Source organism: Anaerolinea thermolimosa, assembly GCF_001050195.2.
Taxonomy (GTDB): Bacteria; Chloroflexota; Anaerolineae; order Anaerolineales; family Anaerolineaceae; genus Anaerolinea; species Anaerolinea thermolimosa.
Genome location: NZ_DF967966.1, coordinates 257,046 through 276,295 on the forward strand (window position 1 = coordinate 257,046; position 19,250 = coordinate 276,295).

The window sequence follows — 19,250 nt, forward strand, 5'->3', positions numbered from 1 at the left end:
GGGGATGGCAGGGGCGGCGGTGGTGGGCGTTTCAGAGGGCGGAACCACCACCGTGATCACCACCGGCGTAACCTCGGGCTTCGCCGAGGTTAAGGGGGCGCAGGCGATCAGCCCTGCCAGCAATCCGAGAACCAACCTCCATTTTTTCATCATGATCCTCCCTGATCTCCCAGGTACTGGAGCAGGTCCTCGCGGAACGAAAGGCAAAGCTTCTGCGCAATCTCCACACGGGTGATCTGATCCGGTGAGTTTTGGCCCACTTCCACACAGCGGGCATAACGATCGAGGGCCAGGTCGTAATCCTTCTGGCTCTGGGCAAAATTCTTCTCGCTTTCCGAAAGAAACCCAAGCCACTGATACGCTGTGCCCAGCGTTTGATACGTCTGCGCCAGATAGCGTTCGCGCCCGGCCTGCCCGAAAGGCTCAACCAGTGCCTCCAGCTCGCGTACTGCGCCTTCGGCCACAGTACGCGCCGCCGCAGAGTCGCCCAGGTAATAATGAATCTCGGCCAGCAGGCGCATGGCTGTTCCCTTCCCCAGGCGGGCGATGAACTCAACGGGGGTGCCGCTTTCTTCGCTCACCGAAGGCAAGGTCTCTGCCTGGTGATAGGCCTCCAGAGCCTGTTCTACCAGCGCTCTGGCCTGCCTTAGCTCTTCTTCCGGGTGGTTGGCGGGTGGTACCCGCCGCTTGGCCGATGCGAAAAAGACACTCCCCAGCCCGATGTAGGCGTTTCCATAGGCCGGATCGAGGGCAATTGCCCGACGAAAAGCCGCTTCGGCCTCATCGGTGAGGGCTTGCTGGGCCGGTAAATCGCTATCTGAGAGGAAAAGGCTTTCTCGCCCGATAAAAAATTGCACCGCTGCCGAATCAGGAGTAAACCCCTCGGCCTGGCGGAATGCCTGGAGTGCCTCCCGCTCCTGCCCAAAACGCATGCGAGTCAATCCGAGTGCCACCCACGCCAGGGTGCTGGCCTGGCGGTTGATCTCAGGTTGAATCTCGATGCCCGGGTGGGTTACATCGCGTATGAGCAGGTCGCCGCCGGTGGTATAACCGTTCGACGAGACCTCGAAGCGGTAATCCAGCTGGGGAGCCAGCCAGAATTCCAGCTTCAGGCGGGCTGGCTGCTGGCGGGTATCCATATCGCCAAACACAACCATCTGGGCATTCAGGCGCTCGGCCAGCGCCGCGGCAGATGCCGCCCGTTCGGCGGGGGTGAGGCCGGTGACGCGCCCGATCTGCACATTTTGCCGCTGTAATTCGGGGCCATCCTGCCAGACAAGCAGGTTGGGGTCGGTGGCCAGTTCACTGCGCAGTTTGTTGGCCACCCAGCCGCTCACCAGTTTTCCTCCCTCGCCGGGTACCGATCGCTGGTTGCCCTGTCCGTCAATCAGGCCGAACTCGGCCACCGCTATATTGAAGACGCCGTTCATCTTTGCCGGGGTTTTAAAACGGACGTTCAACCCGGTGAGGAAAAACAGCGCCACCAGCATCCCTGCCAGCGCCACAGCTGAGACCGGGAAGACCACCCGCCGCAGTACCAGTGCCTGCCGATACCGCCGCTCGCGCGCCTGTTCCTCTACCAGCGCCTGGCAGCTGGCCTGGAGGAAGGCCTGTTCATCCAGGCTGAGCAGGGTGGGGTTCTGACTGGCCCATTCGTTCACCTGTTGCAGGCGTTTTCCGCGGAAAAGCGCTCCGGGGTCTCGTTGCAAACGCAACCAGTCGGCGGCCCCATCGGTTAACTGGCGGTGCAACAACAACCCTTCGCGGTCTTCTTCCAGCCACTGGCGCAGGGTGGGCCACTCGCGAATGAGCGCCTCGTGGGCCACCTCCACCGTCTTTACATCGCCCGGTTCAACCACCCCCGTGGTCACCAGCCGCGCCTCGACGAGGATGGAAAGCACCGTGTCGATGGTCAATGGATCGATGGCGCGTGTGATCAGTTCAGAAAAAGGCGCACGCCTTCGCGTATCCTGCGCGTCTTCATTCAATTCCGTCAGCCGCAGGAAGATCATGCGCGCCACAGGGCGCTGTTCGGCGGTCAGCCGTTGTTGAAAAACGGCTTCAGCTGTGCGGGCAATCGCCCCGCGCACCCCTCCGGCCTCGGTATACCCTGAAAGCGTCATCGTGCGCTGCCGCCGCCGATTCCACGTCTCGAGCAGGGCATGAGAGAGAAGGGGTAATGCCCCAGGCTCGTTGCCGATGTCATCGAGCATCACCTCGACCAGCCCTTCCTGAATTTTCCAGTTTCCCAGGGCCGCCGGTTTGACGATGGCATCAAACAGTTCATTGCGCGTCATCGCCCCGATGAATTCCTGCTGACTGGCGACCAGATCGCGCAGACGGTCATACTGGGCCAGGCGGGCGTAAAAATCGGCCCGCAGTAAAATCAACACGCTGACGGGCTGGTCATCGGCGGGGTCGCAGATAGAGAGCAACGCTTCAAAGAACACCCGGCGTTCTTCTTCCTGATGACACTGAGAGAACACCTCTTCAAACTGGTCAATGACCAGAAACAGGCGCGGGCTTCCGCACCTGGCGAGAATTTGCCGGAGGATGAGGATCAGGCTGTGGGGGTCTTCCTGCAGGGATGTGACCGTTGCCGCCAGAGAAGCGGGGGATGCGGCGTCGTACGTAAGCGCTGCGGCCAGAGCATCGACGGGATGGGCGCTGGGCGTAAAAAGGCGGTACTCCCATTTCGGGCTGTCGGTAGGCGGCAGGGAATCGTCTCCCAGGCGCACCCCGCGTTTCAACGCCGGCACCACCCCCGCCCGCACCAGCGAGGATTTTCCGCTCCCCGAATCGCCGATCACCGCCAGAAAGCGTGTGCTTTTCAAACGGTTCACCAGCCGGGCGGTGAGCAACTCGCGGCCAAAGAAACGGTCGGCATCTTCCTCGTTGAAGTACTGCAGCCCCAGGTATGGAGGGGCTCCCGGCTCGGGAGGGAGGTTTTCGAGCTCTTTGACTTCCTGAGCGCTGATCAGGGTTGAATGAATGTTGATCGTCGCATGGCGGAAATCACCGGCGAGGTTGTACACATCGCCGGCAGGGTTCTGGTCTGGTTTCTTCGGGTTCTGCCGCGGCGTGGAGGGTTTTCTCATGAACGGGGAAGATTAACGGGTCATTTTTCCCACCGCCAGAACGATCTGTGTGGCGATGGAAAGAACCGTGGGCAGTACATCGGCCACGTTCTGAGCGGCCTGCTTGAGGCCTTCGCCGGTGATCTGCAACATCGTCCGGTTGGGCTTGGGTTCCTTCGCCTGTTCCACCAGTGCTTTGGCCGTCGCGGCCACGGCCTCCACCTGTTCTTTCTTCTCCGCCGGTACGGCAGCGGTCAGCTCTTTTGAAAGCTGGCCAATCAACTGCTGCAATTCGCGGCGCGAATCCTCGTCGCCGGTCTGCATCTGACCGACGGTTTGCTGGACATTCTCCAGAGTGGACGCGATATTGAGAATCGCACCGCGGAAGTCTCCCGAAAGGTTGTATTGATCGGGCATGGTTTTATTGCTCCCTGTCACCTTAAGCCGGTGAAGCTGTGGTTTTATGATATTTTATATCATATAAGTATAGTATATACTATTCACGCGGTGCAGACAAGGAAATGGGAAGGAAAAAACCACCCCTCCGCCCCCCAAAAGAAAAAAGCCCCGGCCATGCCGGGGCAAAAGGAAACCCGGCTCCGGGTGAGGGAGCCAGAAATCAGATGAATGGATGAAAGGGGCTTCTAGCTCTGAGCCTCGCCAGCGCTTTGCGCGGTGGGCGCAGGAGCTTCACTGCGTTTACGCCCCGGTTTGGCCGGTGAAAGCACCATGCTCATCACCCGCCCTTCCATGGCCGGGGGTTGCTCGATGGTAGCAATGTCGGCCAGTTCCTCGGCAATTTCACGCAGGTCTTCCAGCGCCAGCTCGGGGTAGGTCACTTCGCGCCCGCGGAAGCGGATGGTCACCTTGACCTTGTTGCCCTCCATGAGCCAGCGGCGGGCGTCGCGCGTCTTAAAACCGCGGTGATGCTCGTTGGTTTTGGGGCGCAGGCGGATTTCTTTTACCTCGATCTTGGTCTGCGCTTTCTTGGCTTCGCGTTCCTTCTTGGCGCGTTCGTAGAGGAACTTGCCAAAATCCATCACGCGGCACACGGGCGGCGTTGCTCCCGGAGCCACCTCGACCAGGTCGAGTTCAGCCTCTCGGGCAATGCGCAGAGCTTCTGAAATGGATACAACCCCCAGGTTTTCTCCTCCGGGGCCAATCAGGCGCACTTCCGGCACCCGGATCATCTCGTTGACACGAAAAGTCTGTGTACTTATGGTCTTCTCCTCACAACATGTGCTTACCAGATTGAAATCGTCCGACTCACCCTGTGGCGCTTCGAACCGTAAAAATCATACCATAAATGAGGGTGTAGATCAACTTTTCCGGCGCCCCAAACGCTAACAGGTGCGGTAGTTACCCGAGGTGAGGGTTACCCTGAGGGGGCAACCCTCACCGGTCAATATGTGGTTTCATGCCCCTCTGCGGAGCGGGTCATAGCTCTGCAGAACGGGTGCGAATGCGGTCGGTAATCAGCGCGATAAACTCTTCTACTGGCATAACCTGCTGACTGCCGTCGCGTTTGCGCAGGGCTACTGCTCCGGCGTTCATTTCTTTCTCACCGACCACCAGCATGTAGGGCACCTTCATCAATTGTGCTTTGCGGATTTTCGCGTTCATCCGGTCGGGCGTCAGGTCGGCTTCCACGCGCACGCCCAGGTCGTAAAGGCGGTTCTGCAGGTTGACCGCATACTCATTCTGGCTGTCGGTGATGGGAATGATGCGCACCTGTTCTGGTGAGAGCCACACCGGGAAGGCCCCCGCGTAATGCTCCAGCAGGAACCCGATAAGGCGTTCATGGGTGCTGAGAGGTGCGCGGTGCAGGCACAGAGGGGTTTCGGGCTGGCCGGCTTCGTTGGTAAAGGTTAATTCAAAGCGCGCCGGTTGGGCAAAATCTACCTGGTTGGTGGCCAGGGTAAACTCTCGCCCGATGGCACTGCGCACCTGCACGTCGATCTTGGGGCCATAAAAGGCGGCTTCGTCGGCGATTTCAATATACGGGATGCCGTTCTTTTGCATGGCCTGGCGCACCATATCCTCGGTTTTCTTCCAGAGTTCGGGGTTGTTCACGTACTTCTTCCCCAGCCCCCTGGGATGATGCGTGCTGAAGCGCATGTAGTATTCCTGAATACCGAACAGTTCGAAGTACTCCAGGTACATCTTGATCACATCTGTGAATTCCTGCTCGAATTGCGCTTCTGAGCAATAAATATGAGCGTCATTCATCTGCAGTGAACGCACCCGCATCAGGCCGAACAGCTCGCCGCTTTTCTCGTAGCGGTAGCAGGTGCCATACTCGGCCAGGCGCAGAGGCAGGTCGCGGTAGCTCCGCGGGCGGCTGGCAAAAATCTTGTGGTGCATGGGGCAGTTCATGGGCTTGACGTAATAACGCACCCCTTCCAGCTCCATGGGCGGGTACATGCTCTCGGCGTAATACGGCAAATGCCCCGAGTGCACAAAGAGGTCTTCTTTGGCCAGATGAGGGGTGCGCACCCGGACGTAGCGGTGCTTGAATTCCACTTCCTTGGCCAGTTTTTCAATTTCTTCGATGATCGCCCCGCCGCGCGGAGTCCACAGAGCCAGCCCCGGGCCAACTTCCTCGTCGAAGGTGAAGATATCCAGTTCGCGGCCCAGCTTCCGATGATCGCGTTTTTTGGCCTCTTCAAGGCGCCAGAGGTATTCTTCCAGCTCTTTCGGGTCATTCCAGGCCGTGCCATAGATGCGCTGGAGCATGGGGTTGTGTTCATCGCCGCGCCAGTACGCCCCCGAGACGTGGAGCAATTTAATGGCCTTCGGGTTAATCTCGGCTGTGTTCTCCACATGCGGCCCGCGGCACAGGTCCACGAAGGAATCGTGCTGGTAAATGGAGATTTCGGGCTTCTCTTCCACGGGGTTGCCGTCTTCATCTACTTCACCGCGCTCCAGCCCTTCAATCAGTTCCAGTTTATAGGGCTGATCCTTGAAGATTTGCCGGGCTTCCTCCGCGGAAACGACCCTGCGCACAAAGGGATGCTTTCCTTTGATAATTTCCACCATGCGCTTTTGAATTTGCTCCAGATCTTCCGGAGTCAGTGTGCGCGGGAGGTCGAAATCATAATAAAAGCCATCTTCAATCGCCGGGCCGATGGCGATTTTGGCGCCGGGGAACAGTTCCATCACCGCCTGCGCCATGACATGGGCAGTCGAGTGGCGGATGCGATAGAGTTTGGAATCCTCATAACGTTCACGCATTTTTGCTACCATTTCAGCACCTCCTTGCTGACCAGAATAAAAAAACTCCGCTGCCCGGGCTGGTTCACAGACCAGCTTTCTGGGGCGAGCGAAGTTCGCACGTGGTTCCACCCAGGTTCGCGCCCGCAGGCGCGCACTCATCAGGCCGGTAACGGGGCCAATCGTCTTGCCTTACTTCTGGGCCGGTTCGGGCAAGCCGCTCGCGGGTGGTTTTCATCGGCGTCCTTCCCGGAGGGGGTTCTCAGTCTACGACCCCGCTCTCTCTGTCGGTGTCCGCCGGTTACTCGTCCCGGTCGTCGCGTTTCCAGTGGGCGGTATAGGGCTCGAACCTACGACCTCACGGATGTCAACCGTGTGCTCTAACCAGCTGAGCTAACCGCCCGCGTGAGCCTTATTATAGCCAGATTAGGCGGGTTTTGCAATGGTAACCCGATGAAAAAATTATGATATACTCTATCGCTATGCCTCTTGATCGTGAAGTTTACGACTTTCCTACTGCCATTCCTCTCAAAGTCATTGGCCGCAATGAGGACGAATTTGAGCAGTTCGTGATGGGGCTGTTCTACAAGCATGTGCACGTCGAAGATATTCACCGTGTCAGCCAGAGGCTCAGCCGCGGCGACCGCTACCTCGCCCTCACCGTTACCTTTACCGCGCATTCCCGTGAGCACCTGGATGCCGTGTATGCCGAACTGCAATCGCACCAGCGGGTGCTCTTTGTGATCTGAAATGCCCTCGTCACCGCACAGCGCCTGGCGCGCCAACGCCCTGCTCATCCTCGTCACGGCCATCTGGGGCTTTGGCTTCGTGGCCCAGCGGGTAGGCATGCAGCACATCGGGGCGTTCACGTACAATGCCCTGCGTTTTGGCATCGGCAGCCTGGTTTTGCTGGCCTTCGTCCCGCTTCTGCGGCGCTTTAATCCACCTGCCGGCAGGCTGGAGGGGCGGGCTTTGCTTAAAGCCGGGGCAGCGGCAGGAACGTTGCTTTTCATTGCGGCTTACCTGCAGACGGCCGGGCTGGCTTACACCGGCGCAGGCAAAGCCGGGTTCATCACCGGCTTCTACGTGGTGCTGGTTCCCCTGCTGGGGTTATTCTGGCGGCAACGCACCAGCCCTTTCACCTGGGTGGGTGGAGCGCTTTCTCTGGCGGGGTTGTATTTGCTCACCATCAGCGAGAGCTTGCAGGTCAACCCTGGCGATCTGCTGGTGCTCTCCAGTGCTTTCTTCTGGGCGGCTCACATCCAGGCCATCGGGTATTTCTCCCGGCGGGTAGAGCCACTGTCTTTTTCCATTGTCCAGTATGTGGCGGTAGCACTTTTCAGCGCCCTCGTGGCGCCCTTTTTTGAAGGGAACACCCTTTCGCAAATCACTGCCGCCGCAGGCGCGGTGCTTTATGGCGGGGTGATGGTGGTGGGGGTATCTTTCACTCTGCAGGTCATCGCTCAGCGCGAGGCACACCCTGGCCATGCCGCTGTGATCATGGTCTCGGAAGCCATGTGGGGGGTCGTGGCGGGCTGGTTGCTGCTGGGTGAGGTGCTTACCCCGCGCGCGCTGGCCGGTTGTGCTCTGATGCTTGTGGCCATGCTTCTCTCTCAGGCAGGCTCTTATTTGTCTTTCAGCCTGCCCCGTCGCAACACCCAGCCTGAAGTGCTCAAAACCGATCGTTCAACCTCCCTGTGATCTGACGCATATAAGAAAATCGTTAGATCATTCCTCCATTGCTTGACTCTTCCTCCCCCCTGTGCGTAGAATCTAAAATATGGAATACAAAGACTATTACAAAATCCTCGGCGTAGATCGAAATGCCAGCGAGGAAGAAATCAAGAAAGCCTTTCGCAAGCTGGCCATGAAATACCATCCCGACCGGAACCCCGGCGACAAAAAAGCCGAGGAGACTTTTAAGGATATTAACGAGGCTTACGAGGTTCTGAGCGACCCTGAAAAGCGCCGCCGCTACGACCAGCTGGGTGAGTCGTATACCCGCTGGCAGCAGGCGGGCGGTGCTCCGGGTGGCTTTAACTGGAATGAGTGGTTTAGCGGTGCCCCCGGCGGAGTGCGCGTGGAGTATACCAACCTCGATGACCTCTTCGGCGGCGGCGCCGGGGGGTTCTCCGATTTCTTCCAGGCCATTTTTGGGGGTATGGGCGGCGGAGCGGCCACCCGCACGGCCACCCGCACGGCTCGCTCGCGCCCACCTGCGGTAGAGCATCCTGTGGAAATCACCCTGCAGGAGGCTTACCGGGGTACGGAACGCACCGTCACCATCGATGGGCGCCGGTTGCAGGTAAAAATCCCGCCAGGCGCCGATAACGGCACCAAAGTACGCATGGCCGGTGTGGGGCAGCCCGGCCCGAATGGCACCCGCGGTGATATCTACCTCGTCGTGCAGGTCATCCCGGACTCGCGCTTTGAGCGGAAAGGGAATGATCTCTATACCGATTTTGATCTCGACCTGTACACTGCCGTGCTTGGGGGCGAAGCCCGTGTGGATACGCCCGACGGGCAGGTTGTCCTCACCATCCCTCCGGGTACTCAGCCTGGCCAAACCTTCCGTCTGGCAGGGCGCGGCATGCCGCACCTGCGTAACCCGCAAAACCGGGGAGACCTGTTTGCCCGGGCGCGGGTATCCCTGCCACGCAACCTGACCCCGCAACAACGGGAATACTTTGAAAAACTGGCCCGGCTGAAGTGACCGCCGACCACGGATTGGATTTCAAGGAGGCACCATGAAACGCAGTTTTCCTCTGGCTTTTCTGCTGGTTGTGCTGGCGCTCACGGCCCTTTCCTGCCGTGTCAGCCTGCCGGGCGGGTTGCAGTCTGAGACACCCACCCTCATCCCCACCCTCAGGGTGGAGAAGGTTCCACAGGAGAACGCCCAGCCTCCACAATCTCTTCCTGACCTGGTCGATCAGCAAAACACGCTGGTCAACCTCTACGAACGGGTGAACCCCGGGGTGGTCTCGATCCGCGTGTACACCGCAGGCGGCGGGGGGCAGGGTTCGGGGTTTGTTTACGATACTGAAGGCCACATCATCACCAACTACCACGTTGTGCAGGATGCCGAAGACCTTGAAGTGGATTTCCCCTCCGGGATCAAGGTACGCGGGAAGGTTGTGGGCACCGATCTGGACTCTGATCTGGCGGTGGTCAAGGTTGACGTGCCTTCCAGCGAACTCACACCGCTTCCGCTGGGCGATGGCGAATCGCTCAAGGTGGGGCAAACGGTGGTGGCCATTGGCAACCCCTTCGGGCTGGCCGGCACCATGACCGCGGGGATTATTTCTGCCAAGGGGCGTACCCTTGAATCGCTGCGTGAAGCCCCCGGCGGAAACTATTTTTCGTCCGGCGCCATCATCCAGACCGATGCCGCCATTAACCCCGGTAACTCCGGGGGGCCGCTCATTGACCTGGACGGGAAGGTGGTGGGCATTAATCGCGCTATCGTGGCCAACAATGCCTTTGGCGAATCCACCAATAGCGGCGTGGGGTTTGCGGTCAATGTAGATATTGTCAAGCGCGTCGTTCCAGAGCTGATCAAGAATGGCAAATACAGTTATCCCTATCTGGGGGTGACCAGTCAGGAAGAAATCACCCTGCTCATGGCCGAAGAGCTGGGCCTGCCCCAGGCCACCGGTGCCTACGTGCTCCAGGTTACTCCGGGCAGCCCGGCAGACAAGGCCGGAATCCGTGCCGGAACGCGCCGTACCAGTGTGGCAGGGTTGTATGCAGGGGGCGATCTCATCATAGCGGTTGATGGGCAGGAGGTTCGCGTCTTTGGCGACCTGCTCACTTACCTGATGACCAAGAAAAGCCCCGGAGACACCATCGTTTTAACCATTTTGCGCGATAATCAACGAAAGGAGGTCAGCGTCACCCTCGCAGAACGTCCGTAAGCACGTTATCGTATTCGCTTACCCTTTCAATTGAATAGGAGGATGCCATGATAACCGAGCATGACTTGCGGGAGCTGGTGGAATTCACTGCCAACGCGCCGGTGCTCAGTCTGTATCTGAATCTTGACCCCACTCTGGGCAACGCAGATGCGCATAAACTGCGCGCGCGCAGCATTCTCAAGGATATTTATCTGCCGCAAGATGTAGAGGCTATCACCCGTTACCTGGATCATGAGTATAACTGGTCAGGGCGGGGGTTGGCGATTTTCTCATGCGCTCCAGAGGGATTCTTTCGCGCCTACCCGTTAGGTGTGCCCGTGCGGAGCGCTGTTCATATCAGCGACCGACCAAGTGTTAAAATCCTCACTGAACTGCTCGATAACTACGGCGGCTACGGCGTGGTCCTGATCGATAAACAGGGCGCGCGTGTATTTCACTTTCACCTGGGCGAACTGGTGGACCAGGAAGGCTTCATGGGCGAAGAGGTCAAGCACGTCAAACGCGGGGGGGCGTCGACCTTTCCGGGTCGGCGGGGGGGTGTGGCTGGACGCACCCGCGCCATGGAAGAGCAAATTGACCGCAACATGAAGGAGGCCGCCGAGTTCTGTGTGCGCTTTTTCGAATCCCGCCGTATCCGGCGTATTCTCATCGGCGGCACCGATGAGAACGTCAAACATTTGATGAATGATCTGCCTAAAACCTGGCAGAGCCTGATCGTCGGCACCTTCCCGATGAGCCTGACCGCCAACCAGAACGAAGTGCTGGCGCGCGCCCTTGAAGTGGGTGCCCAGGCCGAAGCCGAAAGCGAAGCTCAACTGGTAGATCAGCTTGTCACCGGCGCGGCCAAGGGCAGCGGCGCGGTGGTGGGGCTGGAAGATACCCTGGCCGCCGTCAACGATGGTCGCGTGCAACTGCTGGTGATTGCCGAGGGGTTCCGTAAGGTGGGGTATCGCCACCGGGAGACCGAAGCTCTCGCAGTGAAACCACCCGATGACGATGATCCCACCGCCTGGGAAAAGGTGTTCGATGTCATCGACCTTGCGGTCAACCGTGTCATGCGCAGCGGCGGTGAAGTGGAAGTCATTCACAGTGTAGAAGACTTTGAAAAGGTCGGGAACATTGGTGCCCTGTTGCGTTATTGATCTTCTCAGGCGCCGTTAAATTCGGGGGCTGGTAGAGAAGTGCCAGCCCCCGGATTTTTCATTTCACCATTTGTTGGAGTTGCTCAAAAGAGGTCACCCGGGCAATGGTGTTGAGGAACTCGGCCAGAGAGGCGCTTTTCTGGCGCAGTGCCTGCACAGCCGGGCCTACGGGATCTTCACCGGCGGCCCCACCGCCAGGGGTATCGTTGTAGGCACCGTAGAAGGCAAAATAGGCCTGATTAAGCTTGCGGATGAGATACCCGTGCTCCCAGAACACCTTGCGACGCGCTTCCATATAGGCCTCGGCTTCTTCGATCTTCCCTTCTGCCAGAAGGGCTTCAGCCTGAAGGCGGGTGATGCGCATCTCTTTACGGAAGTCGAACGATGGGGGGGTGGCTGGCTTCTCTGGCCCCGGAGAAGCAGGTGCCGGTACCTCTTCGGGAGGGAGCTTTTCGGGGTAAAAGCGCGCCACCACCGCCCGGCCGATTTCCTTGCCAGCGATGCTTGCGGTGGTTTCGTTGATGGTGCGCATTTCTGGTGAGGCGTCATAGAGCATCCCCAGAGGGCGGAGTGTGAGGTAATTGTGCGTCCACTCGTGCGCCACTACTTCGGTCAGCCAGTTCAGGTCGCTGGTCGATTGCACCATTGTGGGGTAGACCCCCACCCCGCCGATGCCCACGACCAGCGTCGACTTGTTGAGTGATCGGGCCACTTTTTCTTCGATGGCGATGCGTTCTTTCAGCGATAGTCCTGGCACCAGGGAAATGTTTGCCTCCTGTTCGATGCGCTCACGCGGAGATACGATGAGTGCGTAGGGCAGCGGGGTGACACGGTAAAGCACCGGCGGCAGAGGCTGCCCCCCGGTGGTCAGACCCAGGCTGGCGAGCACCGTACTGACCTGTGCCTGAAGGATGGACTCGGCCAGCGGGCCCAGGCGTGCCTCCTCGGCCTGAGCTGCTTCCAGTTCGGTGCGTTTCTCGCGCGAGGCAGTTTCGGGGTCTTTCACCGCCGGGTCAGCGTAAATGGTAGCCACTTCCCGATTCAACCCGTCGATTCTGGCTACCAGATCAAGATAACGGAATACCGCCTGCTTTTGATCTTCCAGGCTCAGGTAACGCGGTGCATCCAGAGCGGCCTGAGTGTTTTTTGTGGCCAGGGCATTGAGCACCCACTGCACGTATTCAAATTCGTCCCGCCGCACGAACGCACGCACCCGGTCGTAATCATCGGTAAACAGCCCATCACTGCGGCTTAAAACCAGCCCCAGCAGGAGCAGGAAGATTGTGCGTTGAAGAACTTCCTGAACAGTAAAAAGAATGCGCACCATGCGCCTGATTATAGCCGCATTCGGGGGTAGTTTTCTTTTTTCAAGGCATTGTATAATGGGTTCAAGAGCGGTGCAAAAAGGATAACAGGAGGAAACCATGCCTTCACTCGATAACATTCTGGCCATCATTCTGGGCGGCGGTCGGGGCAGCCGGCTTTATCCACTCACCAAACTTCGCTCTAAACCTGCCGTTCCTATGGGCGGTAAATATCGCCTGATCGATATTCCCATCAGCAATTGCATCAATTCCGGCATCTACCGCATCGCTGTCCTCACCCAGTTCAACTCGGTCTCCCTGCATCGCCACATCACCCAGACTTATGTCTTCGACGTATTCCACACCGGCGCAGTCTACATCTGGGCGGCAGAGCAAACCATGGAAAACGCTGACTGGTACCAGGGTACTGCTGATGCTGTTCGCAAACAGCTGTTTCAGATTCGCTCTGCCCGCGCCGATTACGTCCTGATCCTGGCCGGGGATCACCTTTACCGCATGGATTATTCTGAAATGGCGCGTTTCCACTGGGAGCACAACGCCGATATTACCGTAGCGGTACAGCCCGTGCGCGCCGATGAAGCCCACCGGTTGGGCATCCTCAAGCGCGATTCTGAAGGGCGCATTTTGCGTTTTGCCGAAAAGCCCAAAGACCCTGCCCTGCTGGCCGATCTGATCAGCCGTGATGACCCCATTCGCCCTTACCTCGGCTCGATGGGTATTTACATGTTTAAAACCAATGTGCTCATCGATGTGCTTGAAAACAACGCCTTCAACGACTTCGGCGGCCAGGTGATCCCCCATGCCCTGAACACGCACCGAGTCTACGGCTTCGATTTCGATGGCTACTGGGAAGACATCGGAACCATCCGCGCTTTCTACGAGACCAACCTTGCGCTGGCGGATCCCAATCCCCGTTTTAACCTCTACGATCCTCAGCGGCCCATTTACAGTCACGCGCGTTTTCTCCCCGGCTCTATCCTCGATAACTATGTCCTGGAGCACGTTTTGCTCACTGAAGGCTGTTCGCTGAAACGTTGTGAGGTGCGCCATTCGGTCATTGGCCTGCGCAGCCAGATTCGTTCTGGCACGGTGATTCTGGATAGCATCCTGATGGGCGCCGATTACTACGATTCTGGCTGCATGAGCGATGACTCAGATGAAGGCCCTGAACCATGCATCGGCATCGGGCGGGATTGTTTCATCCAGGGCGCGATCATCGATAAAAACGCGCGCATCGGGCGCAATGTGATCATCAAGCCCTTCCCCCGCGGTGTGGATATGGAGACCGAGAACTGGACGGTTCAGGATGGCATTGTTGTGGTTCCCAAAGGCGCCATTCTGACCGCCGGAACGATCATCGCTCCGAAAGTCTGACCCCACACCCGGCCACCGCCGCCGCGATGAACCCTGCTTCTTTTCTGACCGCATCCCTGCGTGCGCACCCGGCCGGTGAGGGCATGGCGCGCGTCATGGCCGCTGCGGTTAACGCCGTAGACCCCCGGGAGGCGGTACGGCGCTACCTGCGGCGAGAAGGCCAGCGCCTGTGGGTGGGAGATGAGCTTTATGACCTGCAAAGCGTGCGCCGCGTGTGGGTGGTTGGAGCCGGTAAAGCCGGTTACCCCATGGCGCAGGCGGTGGAAGATATCCTCGGCGCGTGGATCGCGGGCGGACTGGTGATTGTGAAAGATGGGTATGCCCCGGAAGCCGTCCGCCTTCCGCACATCGAAATCGCCTTTGCCGCTCATCCTGTTCCCGACGAACGCGGCGTAGAGGGTACGCGGCGCATCCTCTCCCTGCTTCAGCAGGCGGGTGCCGATGACCTGGTGCTCTGCCTGCTTTCGGGGGGTGGGTCAGCCCTGCTCACCGCCCCAGCGGAGGGCATTTCGCTTGCCGACGTTCAGGCGCTTACCAGCCTGCTCCTTGCCTGCGGGGCGGCCATTGATGAAATCAACGCTCTGCGGAAACACATCGATCAGGTCAAGGGGGGGGCGCTGGCACGCATGGCCGCCCCTGCCCGGGTTGCCGCTCTCATCCTCTCCGACGTTATCGGTGATCGGCTGGATGTCATCGCTTCAGGGCCGTGTTTCCCCGATGAAAGTACTTTTTCTGATGCCTGGAGCGTGCTTGAACGATACGCTCTGGCCGACCGGGTGCCCGAGTCCATTCGGGTGCATCTGCAGGCCGGACTGCGGGGTGAAACAGGTGAAACTCCCAAGCCCGGTGACCCGCTCTTTCAACGTGTACAAAACCTGGTTGTGGCCAGCAATTTACAGGCGGCGCGTGCCGCACTTCACCAGGCCCGTGCCGAAGGCTGGCATACACTGCTCCTGACCACCTTTCTCCAGGGAGAGGCCAGCCAGGCCGGGCGTGCCCTGGCCTCAATTGCCCGGCAGGTGGCCGCTACCGGTGAGCCGCTCCCCCGCCCTGCGTGCCTGGTCGCCGGAGGTGAAACCACCGTTACCCTGCACGGTCAGGGGCTGGGAGGGCGCAACCAGGAGCTGGCGCTGGGCGCCGTGGAAGATATGCGCGGCCTTGAAAACGCCTTCCTCATCGCCCTGGCTACGGATGGTGGTGATGGCCCCACCGACGCCGCCGGGGCGGTGGTGTCGGGTGATACGCTCGCCCGTGCGTTCTCCCGTGGCTTTCATCCCGGGCACTTCCTGGCGCGCAATGATGCTTATCACTTTTTCCAGCCCCTTGGAGACCTGTTGCTCCCCGGCCCTACCCGCACCAACGTCAACGACCTGACTTTTCTCTTCCTGCTCTGATGCGTTTTTGCTGCGTGGCTCTGTCTGGCTGTGGGTATTCAGGAACATTGACGGGGTAAAGCTCGGAAGATTGACCTTAGTACGCCGCCGCAGTTTGGGTTTATACTTCTACGAAGGCGATCTTCCCGGCAGGCGTGTGTAATCCGCGGTGCTCTGCGGCTGTGCTTAAGCCGGGGGTTGCCCACGCATCTTTACCAGCGAGGAGTTCTTCATGGAAAAACAGGTGGTACCTGCATCCAGGGATTCATCGGGCGAAGTGAGCATCACCTGGCACGCCATGAGCGCCAATGAGGTCATCCGTACCCTGAGTACTCACCTCGGAGAAGGTCTGACCTCAGAAGAGGCGGCGCGCCGGTTCGAACAATACGGCCCCAACCAGCTGGCCGAAAAACCCCGCCCATCTTTCTTTCAGCTTGTCCTCTCCCAGCTGAATAATTTTGTGGTCATTCTGCTCATCGTGGCCGCGGTGGTATCGGCCCTCCTCGGCGAATGGGTCGAGGCGGCGGCCATCCTGGCCATCGTCGTTCTGAATGCTATTCTGGGTGTGGTGCAGGAAAGCCAGGCCGAAGAAGCCCTGGTGGCATTGAAGAAAATGGCTGCTCCCGAAGCCCAGGTGCTCCGTGATGGACGGCGAGTGACCCTGCCTGCCTGGCAACTTGTCCCGGGTGACATCGTTTTCCTTGAAGCGGGTAATTACGTGCCCGCCGATGTGCGTTTGCTGGAGGCCGTCAACCTCAGGGTGGAAGAAGCCGCCCTTACAGGTGAATCGGTACCGGTGAGCAAGGTGGCTGTGGATCACATCGCCGCCGATGCCGCGCTGGGAGACCGGAAGAATACTGCCTTTATGGGCACGCTGGTTTCGTATGGACGCGGTAAAGGGGTGGTGGTGGCCACCGGCATGCGCACCCAGCTTGGCCTGATCGCCGGCATGCTGCAGAGTGTGGAAGAAGAAGAAACTCCCCTTCAGAAACGCCTCGACCAGCTCGGTAAAACCCTTGGCTGGGGGGCGCTTGCAGTGTGCGGGCTGGTTTTTGTGGTGGGGATTGCCCGCGAACTGCTGGACGGGCAGTTCAACCTTTCTGCGCTGGTAGAAATGTTCATGATCGCCGTCAGCCTGGCCATCGCCGCCGTGCCTGAGGGCCTGCCCGCGATCGTTACCATCAGCCTGGCGCTTGGCATGCGCGAGATGGTGCGCCGCCACGCCCTTATTCGCCGTCTGGCCTCGGTTGAAACCCTCGGTTCCGCCACCGTCATCTGCTCCGATAAAACCGGCACCCTCACCCAGAACGCCATGACCGTTACCCGTCTGTGGGTTGACGGGGTTACGCTGGAGGTTACCGGAAGCGGCTACAACACCAGCGGAGAATTCCTCCGTGATGGCCAGAAGGTTGACCTGCACGAATACCCGGCTGCCACCACGGCTCTGTGGGTGGGCACCCTGAACAATGACGCCCAGCTCGAACCCCTGGAAGGTGAGAACGGTTCTGGCAGTGTGCGCATCATCGGCGATCCTACTGAAGGCTCCATTCTGGTTGCCGCCGCCAAGGCGGGCATTTTCCAGGGTGAACTTGGCGCCCATTATCCACGCTCGCAAGAAATCCCCTTCGACTCGGCCCGGAAACGCATGGTTACCGTGCATCACATCGAAGAGGTCATTCCTGAAGACAGTTCTCCCATTTACAATGGCCACGTCCGCCAGTGGTATGCGGTGGTCGTCAAAGGCGCCCCGGATGTCGTTCTGGAGCTGTGCAGTCATTACCAGGACCTGCAGGATCATCCGCAACCACTCACTGCGGAGAAGCGCCAGCAAATCCTTGCCGCCAATGACGCCATGACTCGTGATGCCCTGCGCGTGCTGGGGCTGGCCTACCGGCTGGTGCCCGTTTTGCCTGAAGAAATCCAGAGCGAAACCCTCGAAAAAGACCTGATCTTCGTCGGGCTGGTCGGCATGATCGACCCCGCCCGCGCCGAAGTGCGCCCGGCTCTCGAGAAAGCGCGCAAAGCTGGCATCCGTACCATCATGATCACCGGAGATTACCCCAACACCGCACGTGCCATCGGCGAGAGCATTGGCCTGCTCAAGCCCGGGCGCCAGGTGCTGACCGGCCCTCAGATCGTCGAGATGGACGACGCCACCCTCATCCGCGAAATCGAACGTACCGATGTCTTTGCGCGCGTTTCGCCTGAACACAAAATGCGCATTGTGGATGCCCTGCGCGCCAACCACGAAGTGGTTGCCATGACCGGCGACGGCGTCAACGATGCTCCGGCTATCAAACGCGCGGATATTGGCGTGGCCATGGGCATCACCGGCACCGATGTGGCCAAAGAAACCGCCGATATGGTGCTCACGGATGATAACTACGCCAGCATCGTGGCCGCCATCGAGCAGGGGCGCATCATCTACAGCAACATCCGTAAGTTCGTCTACTACCTGCTTTCCTGCAACCTGGCTGAAATTGCCACCATTTTCCTTTCCACGGTGGTGATTGGTAAATCGGCTCTCACCGCCTTGCAGCTTCTCTGGCTCAACCTGGTTACCGACGGCGCGCCTGCCCTGGCCCTTGGCACCGAAAAGGGCGACCCTGACATTATGGAACAACCCCCGCGCCCTCCCCAGGAACCGATTATCAACCGCAATATGCAGATCGGCATTGGCTTTCAGACGCTTGCCATTACCGCGGTCACCCTGCTGGCTTTCTGGATTGGCTCTACCGATCCACAGCACCATCTCTATGCTCAAACGATGGCCTTTGTGACCCTGAGCGTTTCCGAACTTCTGCGTGCCTACACTGCCCGTTCTGAGTACTATCCGTTGTTAAAAATTGGCCTGTTCAGCAACCGCTGGATGAACCTGGCCGTGCTTTCTTCCCTGGTGTTGATTCTGGCGGTGGTCTACCTTCCCTTCCTCCAGGATGTCTTTGGCACCGAAGCCCTTGGGTGGCCTCAGTGGGCCGATATTCTCCCCCTGGTTGTGGTGCCCTCGGTGGTGGCCGAGCTGACCAAGGTGTTCTTCCTGCGCCGCATGCGCCGCGGGTAAACCACACAAAACCTTCGAGCCACAGCGGGCTGGCTTATCTATCAAGAGCCAGCCCGCTTTTCTTTATCAGGGAAATATTTGAACGCTTATTCTCACTGCGAAGAACCGCCCGTCTCAAGCATTTGCTGGCATTCTTTCGTATCCAGTGAATGGACGGGAAGATTCTCTGGAGTGGGCAGGTCTGATGGCCCTGGCTGGGGTGAGGTCACCGAGATTCCTGCGCGGGTACAGGTTACTTTGCCTTCAAGAGACTTTGCCTCTTGAATGGTTGCCAGCTTCTTCTCAAAATCCACTCTGGCCAGGAACCGAAGTGTGCTTTCGATGCGGCAATCCGCATCTTTATAATCGAGATTACCGGTCATCGGAATGTCCACAGAATAATAATGGATCATTTTTCCTGGCTCTGCGATTGGCACACCCTCCATCACGGAGGAACCCTCCATGTGCATGGTATGGCCATCTCCAATGGGACCATCTACCTGCACACGTGCGGCAAATTCAACTGTGGTACAACCATGAACCACTCCGCTAAACTGTAATCCCTCCGGGATGGGTACATCCCAGGTAAAACCATATCCTTTTCCCTGCCACTGCGACTCCGTGTTTTCCCGGGTTTCTGTGGTCTGAGCAGGCGGCTGAGAACCACACCCCACCAGGAGAGTCAAAAAGGCAAAAATCGCCCCACACCACAGAAAAACTTTTTGGGCCATTGGTCCCTCCCATCGCCGTCTTCATTCGGGTGAAGGCTTTTTCATTATAACTCTCGGGGTA

The 19,250-nt window shown here is 58.9% G+C and carries 14 protein-coding genes and 1 tRNA gene; 8 read left to right on the forward strand and 7 right to left on the reverse strand.

The window, feature by feature from the left end; all coding sequences use genetic code 11:
• Nucleotides 1-149: 149 nt before the first annotated feature.
• The 5 genes from ATHL_RS16580 to ATHL_RS16600 all read right to left on the reverse strand — a co-directional run bounded on the left by ATHL_RS16580 (nucleotide 150) and on the right by ATHL_RS16600 (nucleotide 6,693).
• Nucleotides 150-3,098: a tetratricopeptide repeat protein gene (locus ATHL_RS16580; RefSeq protein WP_062196073.1), complete on the reverse strand. Its 2,949-nt coding sequence runs from the start codon at nucleotides 3,096-3,098 to the stop codon at nucleotides 150-152.
• A gap of 12 nt (nucleotides 3,099-3,110) precedes the next feature.
• On the reverse strand, nucleotides 3,111-3,494 hold the full coding sequence (locus tag ATHL_RS16585) for a hypothetical protein (protein WP_062196074.1): 384 nt from the start codon (nucleotides 3,492-3,494) through the stop codon (nucleotides 3,111-3,113).
• Between the two features lie 227 nt (nucleotides 3,495-3,721).
• On the reverse strand, nucleotides 3,722-4,327 hold the full coding sequence (gene infC / locus ATHL_RS16590) for a translation initiation factor IF-3 (RefSeq protein WP_084001653.1): 606 nt from the start codon (nucleotides 4,325-4,327) through the stop codon (nucleotides 3,722-3,724).
• Between the two features lie 187 nt (nucleotides 4,328-4,514).
• Nucleotides 4,515-6,323, reverse strand: coding sequence for a threonine--tRNA ligase (gene thrS / locus ATHL_RS16595; protein ID WP_062196130.1), 1,809 nt, complete (start codon nucleotides 6,321-6,323; stop codon nucleotides 4,515-4,517).
• Nucleotides 6,324-6,619: 296 nt separating this feature from the next.
• Nucleotides 6,620-6,693 (reverse strand) — tRNA-Val (locus ATHL_RS16600).
• 79 nt (nucleotides 6,694-6,772) lie between these two features.
• Here ATHL_RS16600 and ATHL_RS16605 point away from each other — a divergent pair.
• The 5 genes from ATHL_RS16605 to ATHL_RS16625 all read left to right on the forward strand — a co-directional run bounded on the left by ATHL_RS16605 (nucleotide 6,773) and on the right by ATHL_RS16625 (nucleotide 11,346).
• A complete protein-coding gene (locus ATHL_RS16605; RefSeq protein WP_062196078.1) occupies nucleotides 6,773-7,039 on the forward strand; it encodes a YbeD family protein in 267 nt (88 codons plus the stop codon).
• A gap of 1 nt (nucleotide 7,040) precedes the next feature.
• Nucleotides 7,041-7,991: a DMT family transporter gene (locus ATHL_RS16610; RefSeq protein WP_084001657.1), complete on the forward strand. Its 951-nt coding sequence runs from the start codon at nucleotides 7,041-7,043 to the stop codon at nucleotides 7,989-7,991.
• 79 nt (nucleotides 7,992-8,070) lie between these two features.
• Nucleotides 8,071-9,003 (forward strand): DnaJ C-terminal domain-containing protein, encoded by a 933-nt coding sequence (locus ATHL_RS16615; protein WP_062196079.1) that lies wholly within the window; start codon nucleotides 8,071-8,073, stop codon nucleotides 9,001-9,003.
• 34 nt (nucleotides 9,004-9,037) lie between these two features.
• Nucleotides 9,038-10,204 carry a S1C family serine protease gene (locus tag ATHL_RS16620; protein ID WP_062196082.1) on the forward strand — a complete coding sequence of 389 codons (1,167 nt, stop codon included), beginning with the start codon at nucleotides 9,038-9,040 and terminating at the stop codon, nucleotides 10,202-10,204.
• Between the two features lie 47 nt (nucleotides 10,205-10,251).
• Nucleotides 10,252-11,346, forward strand: coding sequence for a baeRF10 domain-containing protein (locus tag ATHL_RS16625; protein WP_062196083.1), 1,095 nt, complete (start codon nucleotides 10,252-10,254; stop codon nucleotides 11,344-11,346).
• Nucleotides 11,347-11,404: 58 nt separating this feature from the next.
• Here ATHL_RS16625 and ATHL_RS16630 read toward each other — a convergent pair whose 3' ends face one another.
• Nucleotides 11,405-12,673 carry a hypothetical protein gene (locus ATHL_RS16630; RefSeq protein ID WP_062196085.1) on the reverse strand — a complete coding sequence of 423 codons (1,269 nt, stop codon included), beginning with the start codon at nucleotides 12,671-12,673 and terminating at the stop codon, nucleotides 11,405-11,407.
• Nucleotides 12,674-12,770: 97 nt separating this feature from the next.
• Here ATHL_RS16630 and ATHL_RS16635 point away from each other — a divergent pair, with 97 nt between their 5' ends.
• From ATHL_RS16635 to ATHL_RS16645, 3 genes are all read left to right on the forward strand, one after another.
• Nucleotides 12,771-14,045, forward strand: a complete 1,275-nt coding sequence (locus ATHL_RS16635) for a glucose-1-phosphate adenylyltransferase (protein ID WP_062196087.1) — start codon at nucleotides 12,771-12,773, stop codon at nucleotides 14,043-14,045.
• 26 nt (nucleotides 14,046-14,071) lie between these two features.
• On the forward strand, nucleotides 14,072-15,439 hold the full coding sequence (locus ATHL_RS16640; protein ID WP_084001659.1) for a glycerate kinase type-2 family protein: 1,368 nt from the start codon (nucleotides 14,072-14,074) through the stop codon (nucleotides 15,437-15,439).
• 211 nt (nucleotides 15,440-15,650) lie between these two features.
• Nucleotides 15,651-18,479, forward strand: a complete 2,829-nt coding sequence (locus tag ATHL_RS16645) for a cation-translocating P-type ATPase (RefSeq protein ID WP_062196089.1) — start codon at nucleotides 15,651-15,653, stop codon at nucleotides 18,477-18,479.
• A 92-nt stretch (nucleotides 18,480-18,571) separates the two neighbouring features.
• Here ATHL_RS16645 and ATHL_RS16650 read toward each other — a convergent pair whose 3' ends face one another.
• Entirely contained in the window at nucleotides 18,572-19,189 is a 618-nt protein-coding gene (locus ATHL_RS16650; protein WP_062196091.1) for a hypothetical protein, read from the reverse strand.
• Nucleotides 19,190-19,250: the final 61 nt, after the last annotated feature.

What these genes read in the sequence shown, in the direction of transcription:
- ATHL_RS16580 (WP_062196073.1), bottom strand. Translation starts at nt 3,098, where the DNA reads ATGAGAAAACCCTCCACGCCGCGGCAGAACCCGAAGAAACCAGACCAG.
- ATHL_RS16585 (WP_062196074.1), bottom strand. Translation starts at nt 3,494, where the DNA reads ATGCCCGATCAATACAACCTTTCGGGAGACTTCCGCGGTGCGATTCTC.
- thrS (WP_062196130.1), bottom strand. Translation starts at nt 6,323, where the DNA reads ATGGTAGCAAAAATGCGTGAACGTTATGAGGATTCCAAACTCTATCGC.
- ATHL_RS16605 (WP_062196078.1), top strand. Translation starts at nt 6,773, where the DNA reads ATGCCTCTTGATCGTGAAGTTTACGACTTTCCTACTGCCATTCCTCTC.
- ATHL_RS16610 (WP_084001657.1), top strand. Translation starts at nt 7,041, where the DNA reads ATGCCCTCGTCACCGCACAGCGCCTGGCGCGCCAACGCCCTGCTCATC.
- ATHL_RS16615 (WP_062196079.1), top strand. Translation starts at nt 8,071, where the DNA reads ATGGAATACAAAGACTATTACAAAATCCTCGGCGTAGATCGAAATGCC.
- ATHL_RS16620 (WP_062196082.1), top strand. Translation starts at nt 9,038, where the DNA reads ATGAAACGCAGTTTTCCTCTGGCTTTTCTGCTGGTTGTGCTGGCGCTC.
- ATHL_RS16625 (WP_062196083.1), top strand. Translation starts at nt 10,252, where the DNA reads ATGATAACCGAGCATGACTTGCGGGAGCTGGTGGAATTCACTGCCAAC.
- ATHL_RS16630 (WP_062196085.1), bottom strand. Translation starts at nt 12,673, where the DNA reads ATGGTGCGCATTCTTTTTACTGTTCAGGAAGTTCTTCAACGCACAATC.
- ATHL_RS16635 (WP_062196087.1), top strand. Translation starts at nt 12,771, where the DNA reads ATGCCTTCACTCGATAACATTCTGGCCATCATTCTGGGCGGCGGTCGG.
- ATHL_RS16640 (WP_084001659.1), top strand. Translation starts at nt 14,072, where the DNA reads ATGAACCCTGCTTCTTTTCTGACCGCATCCCTGCGTGCGCACCCGGCC.
- ATHL_RS16645 (WP_062196089.1), top strand. Translation starts at nt 15,651, where the DNA reads ATGGAAAAACAGGTGGTACCTGCATCCAGGGATTCATCGGGCGAAGTG.
- ATHL_RS16650 (WP_062196091.1), bottom strand. Translation starts at nt 19,189, where the DNA reads ATGGCCCAAAAAGTTTTTCTGTGGTGTGGGGCGATTTTTGCCTTTTTG.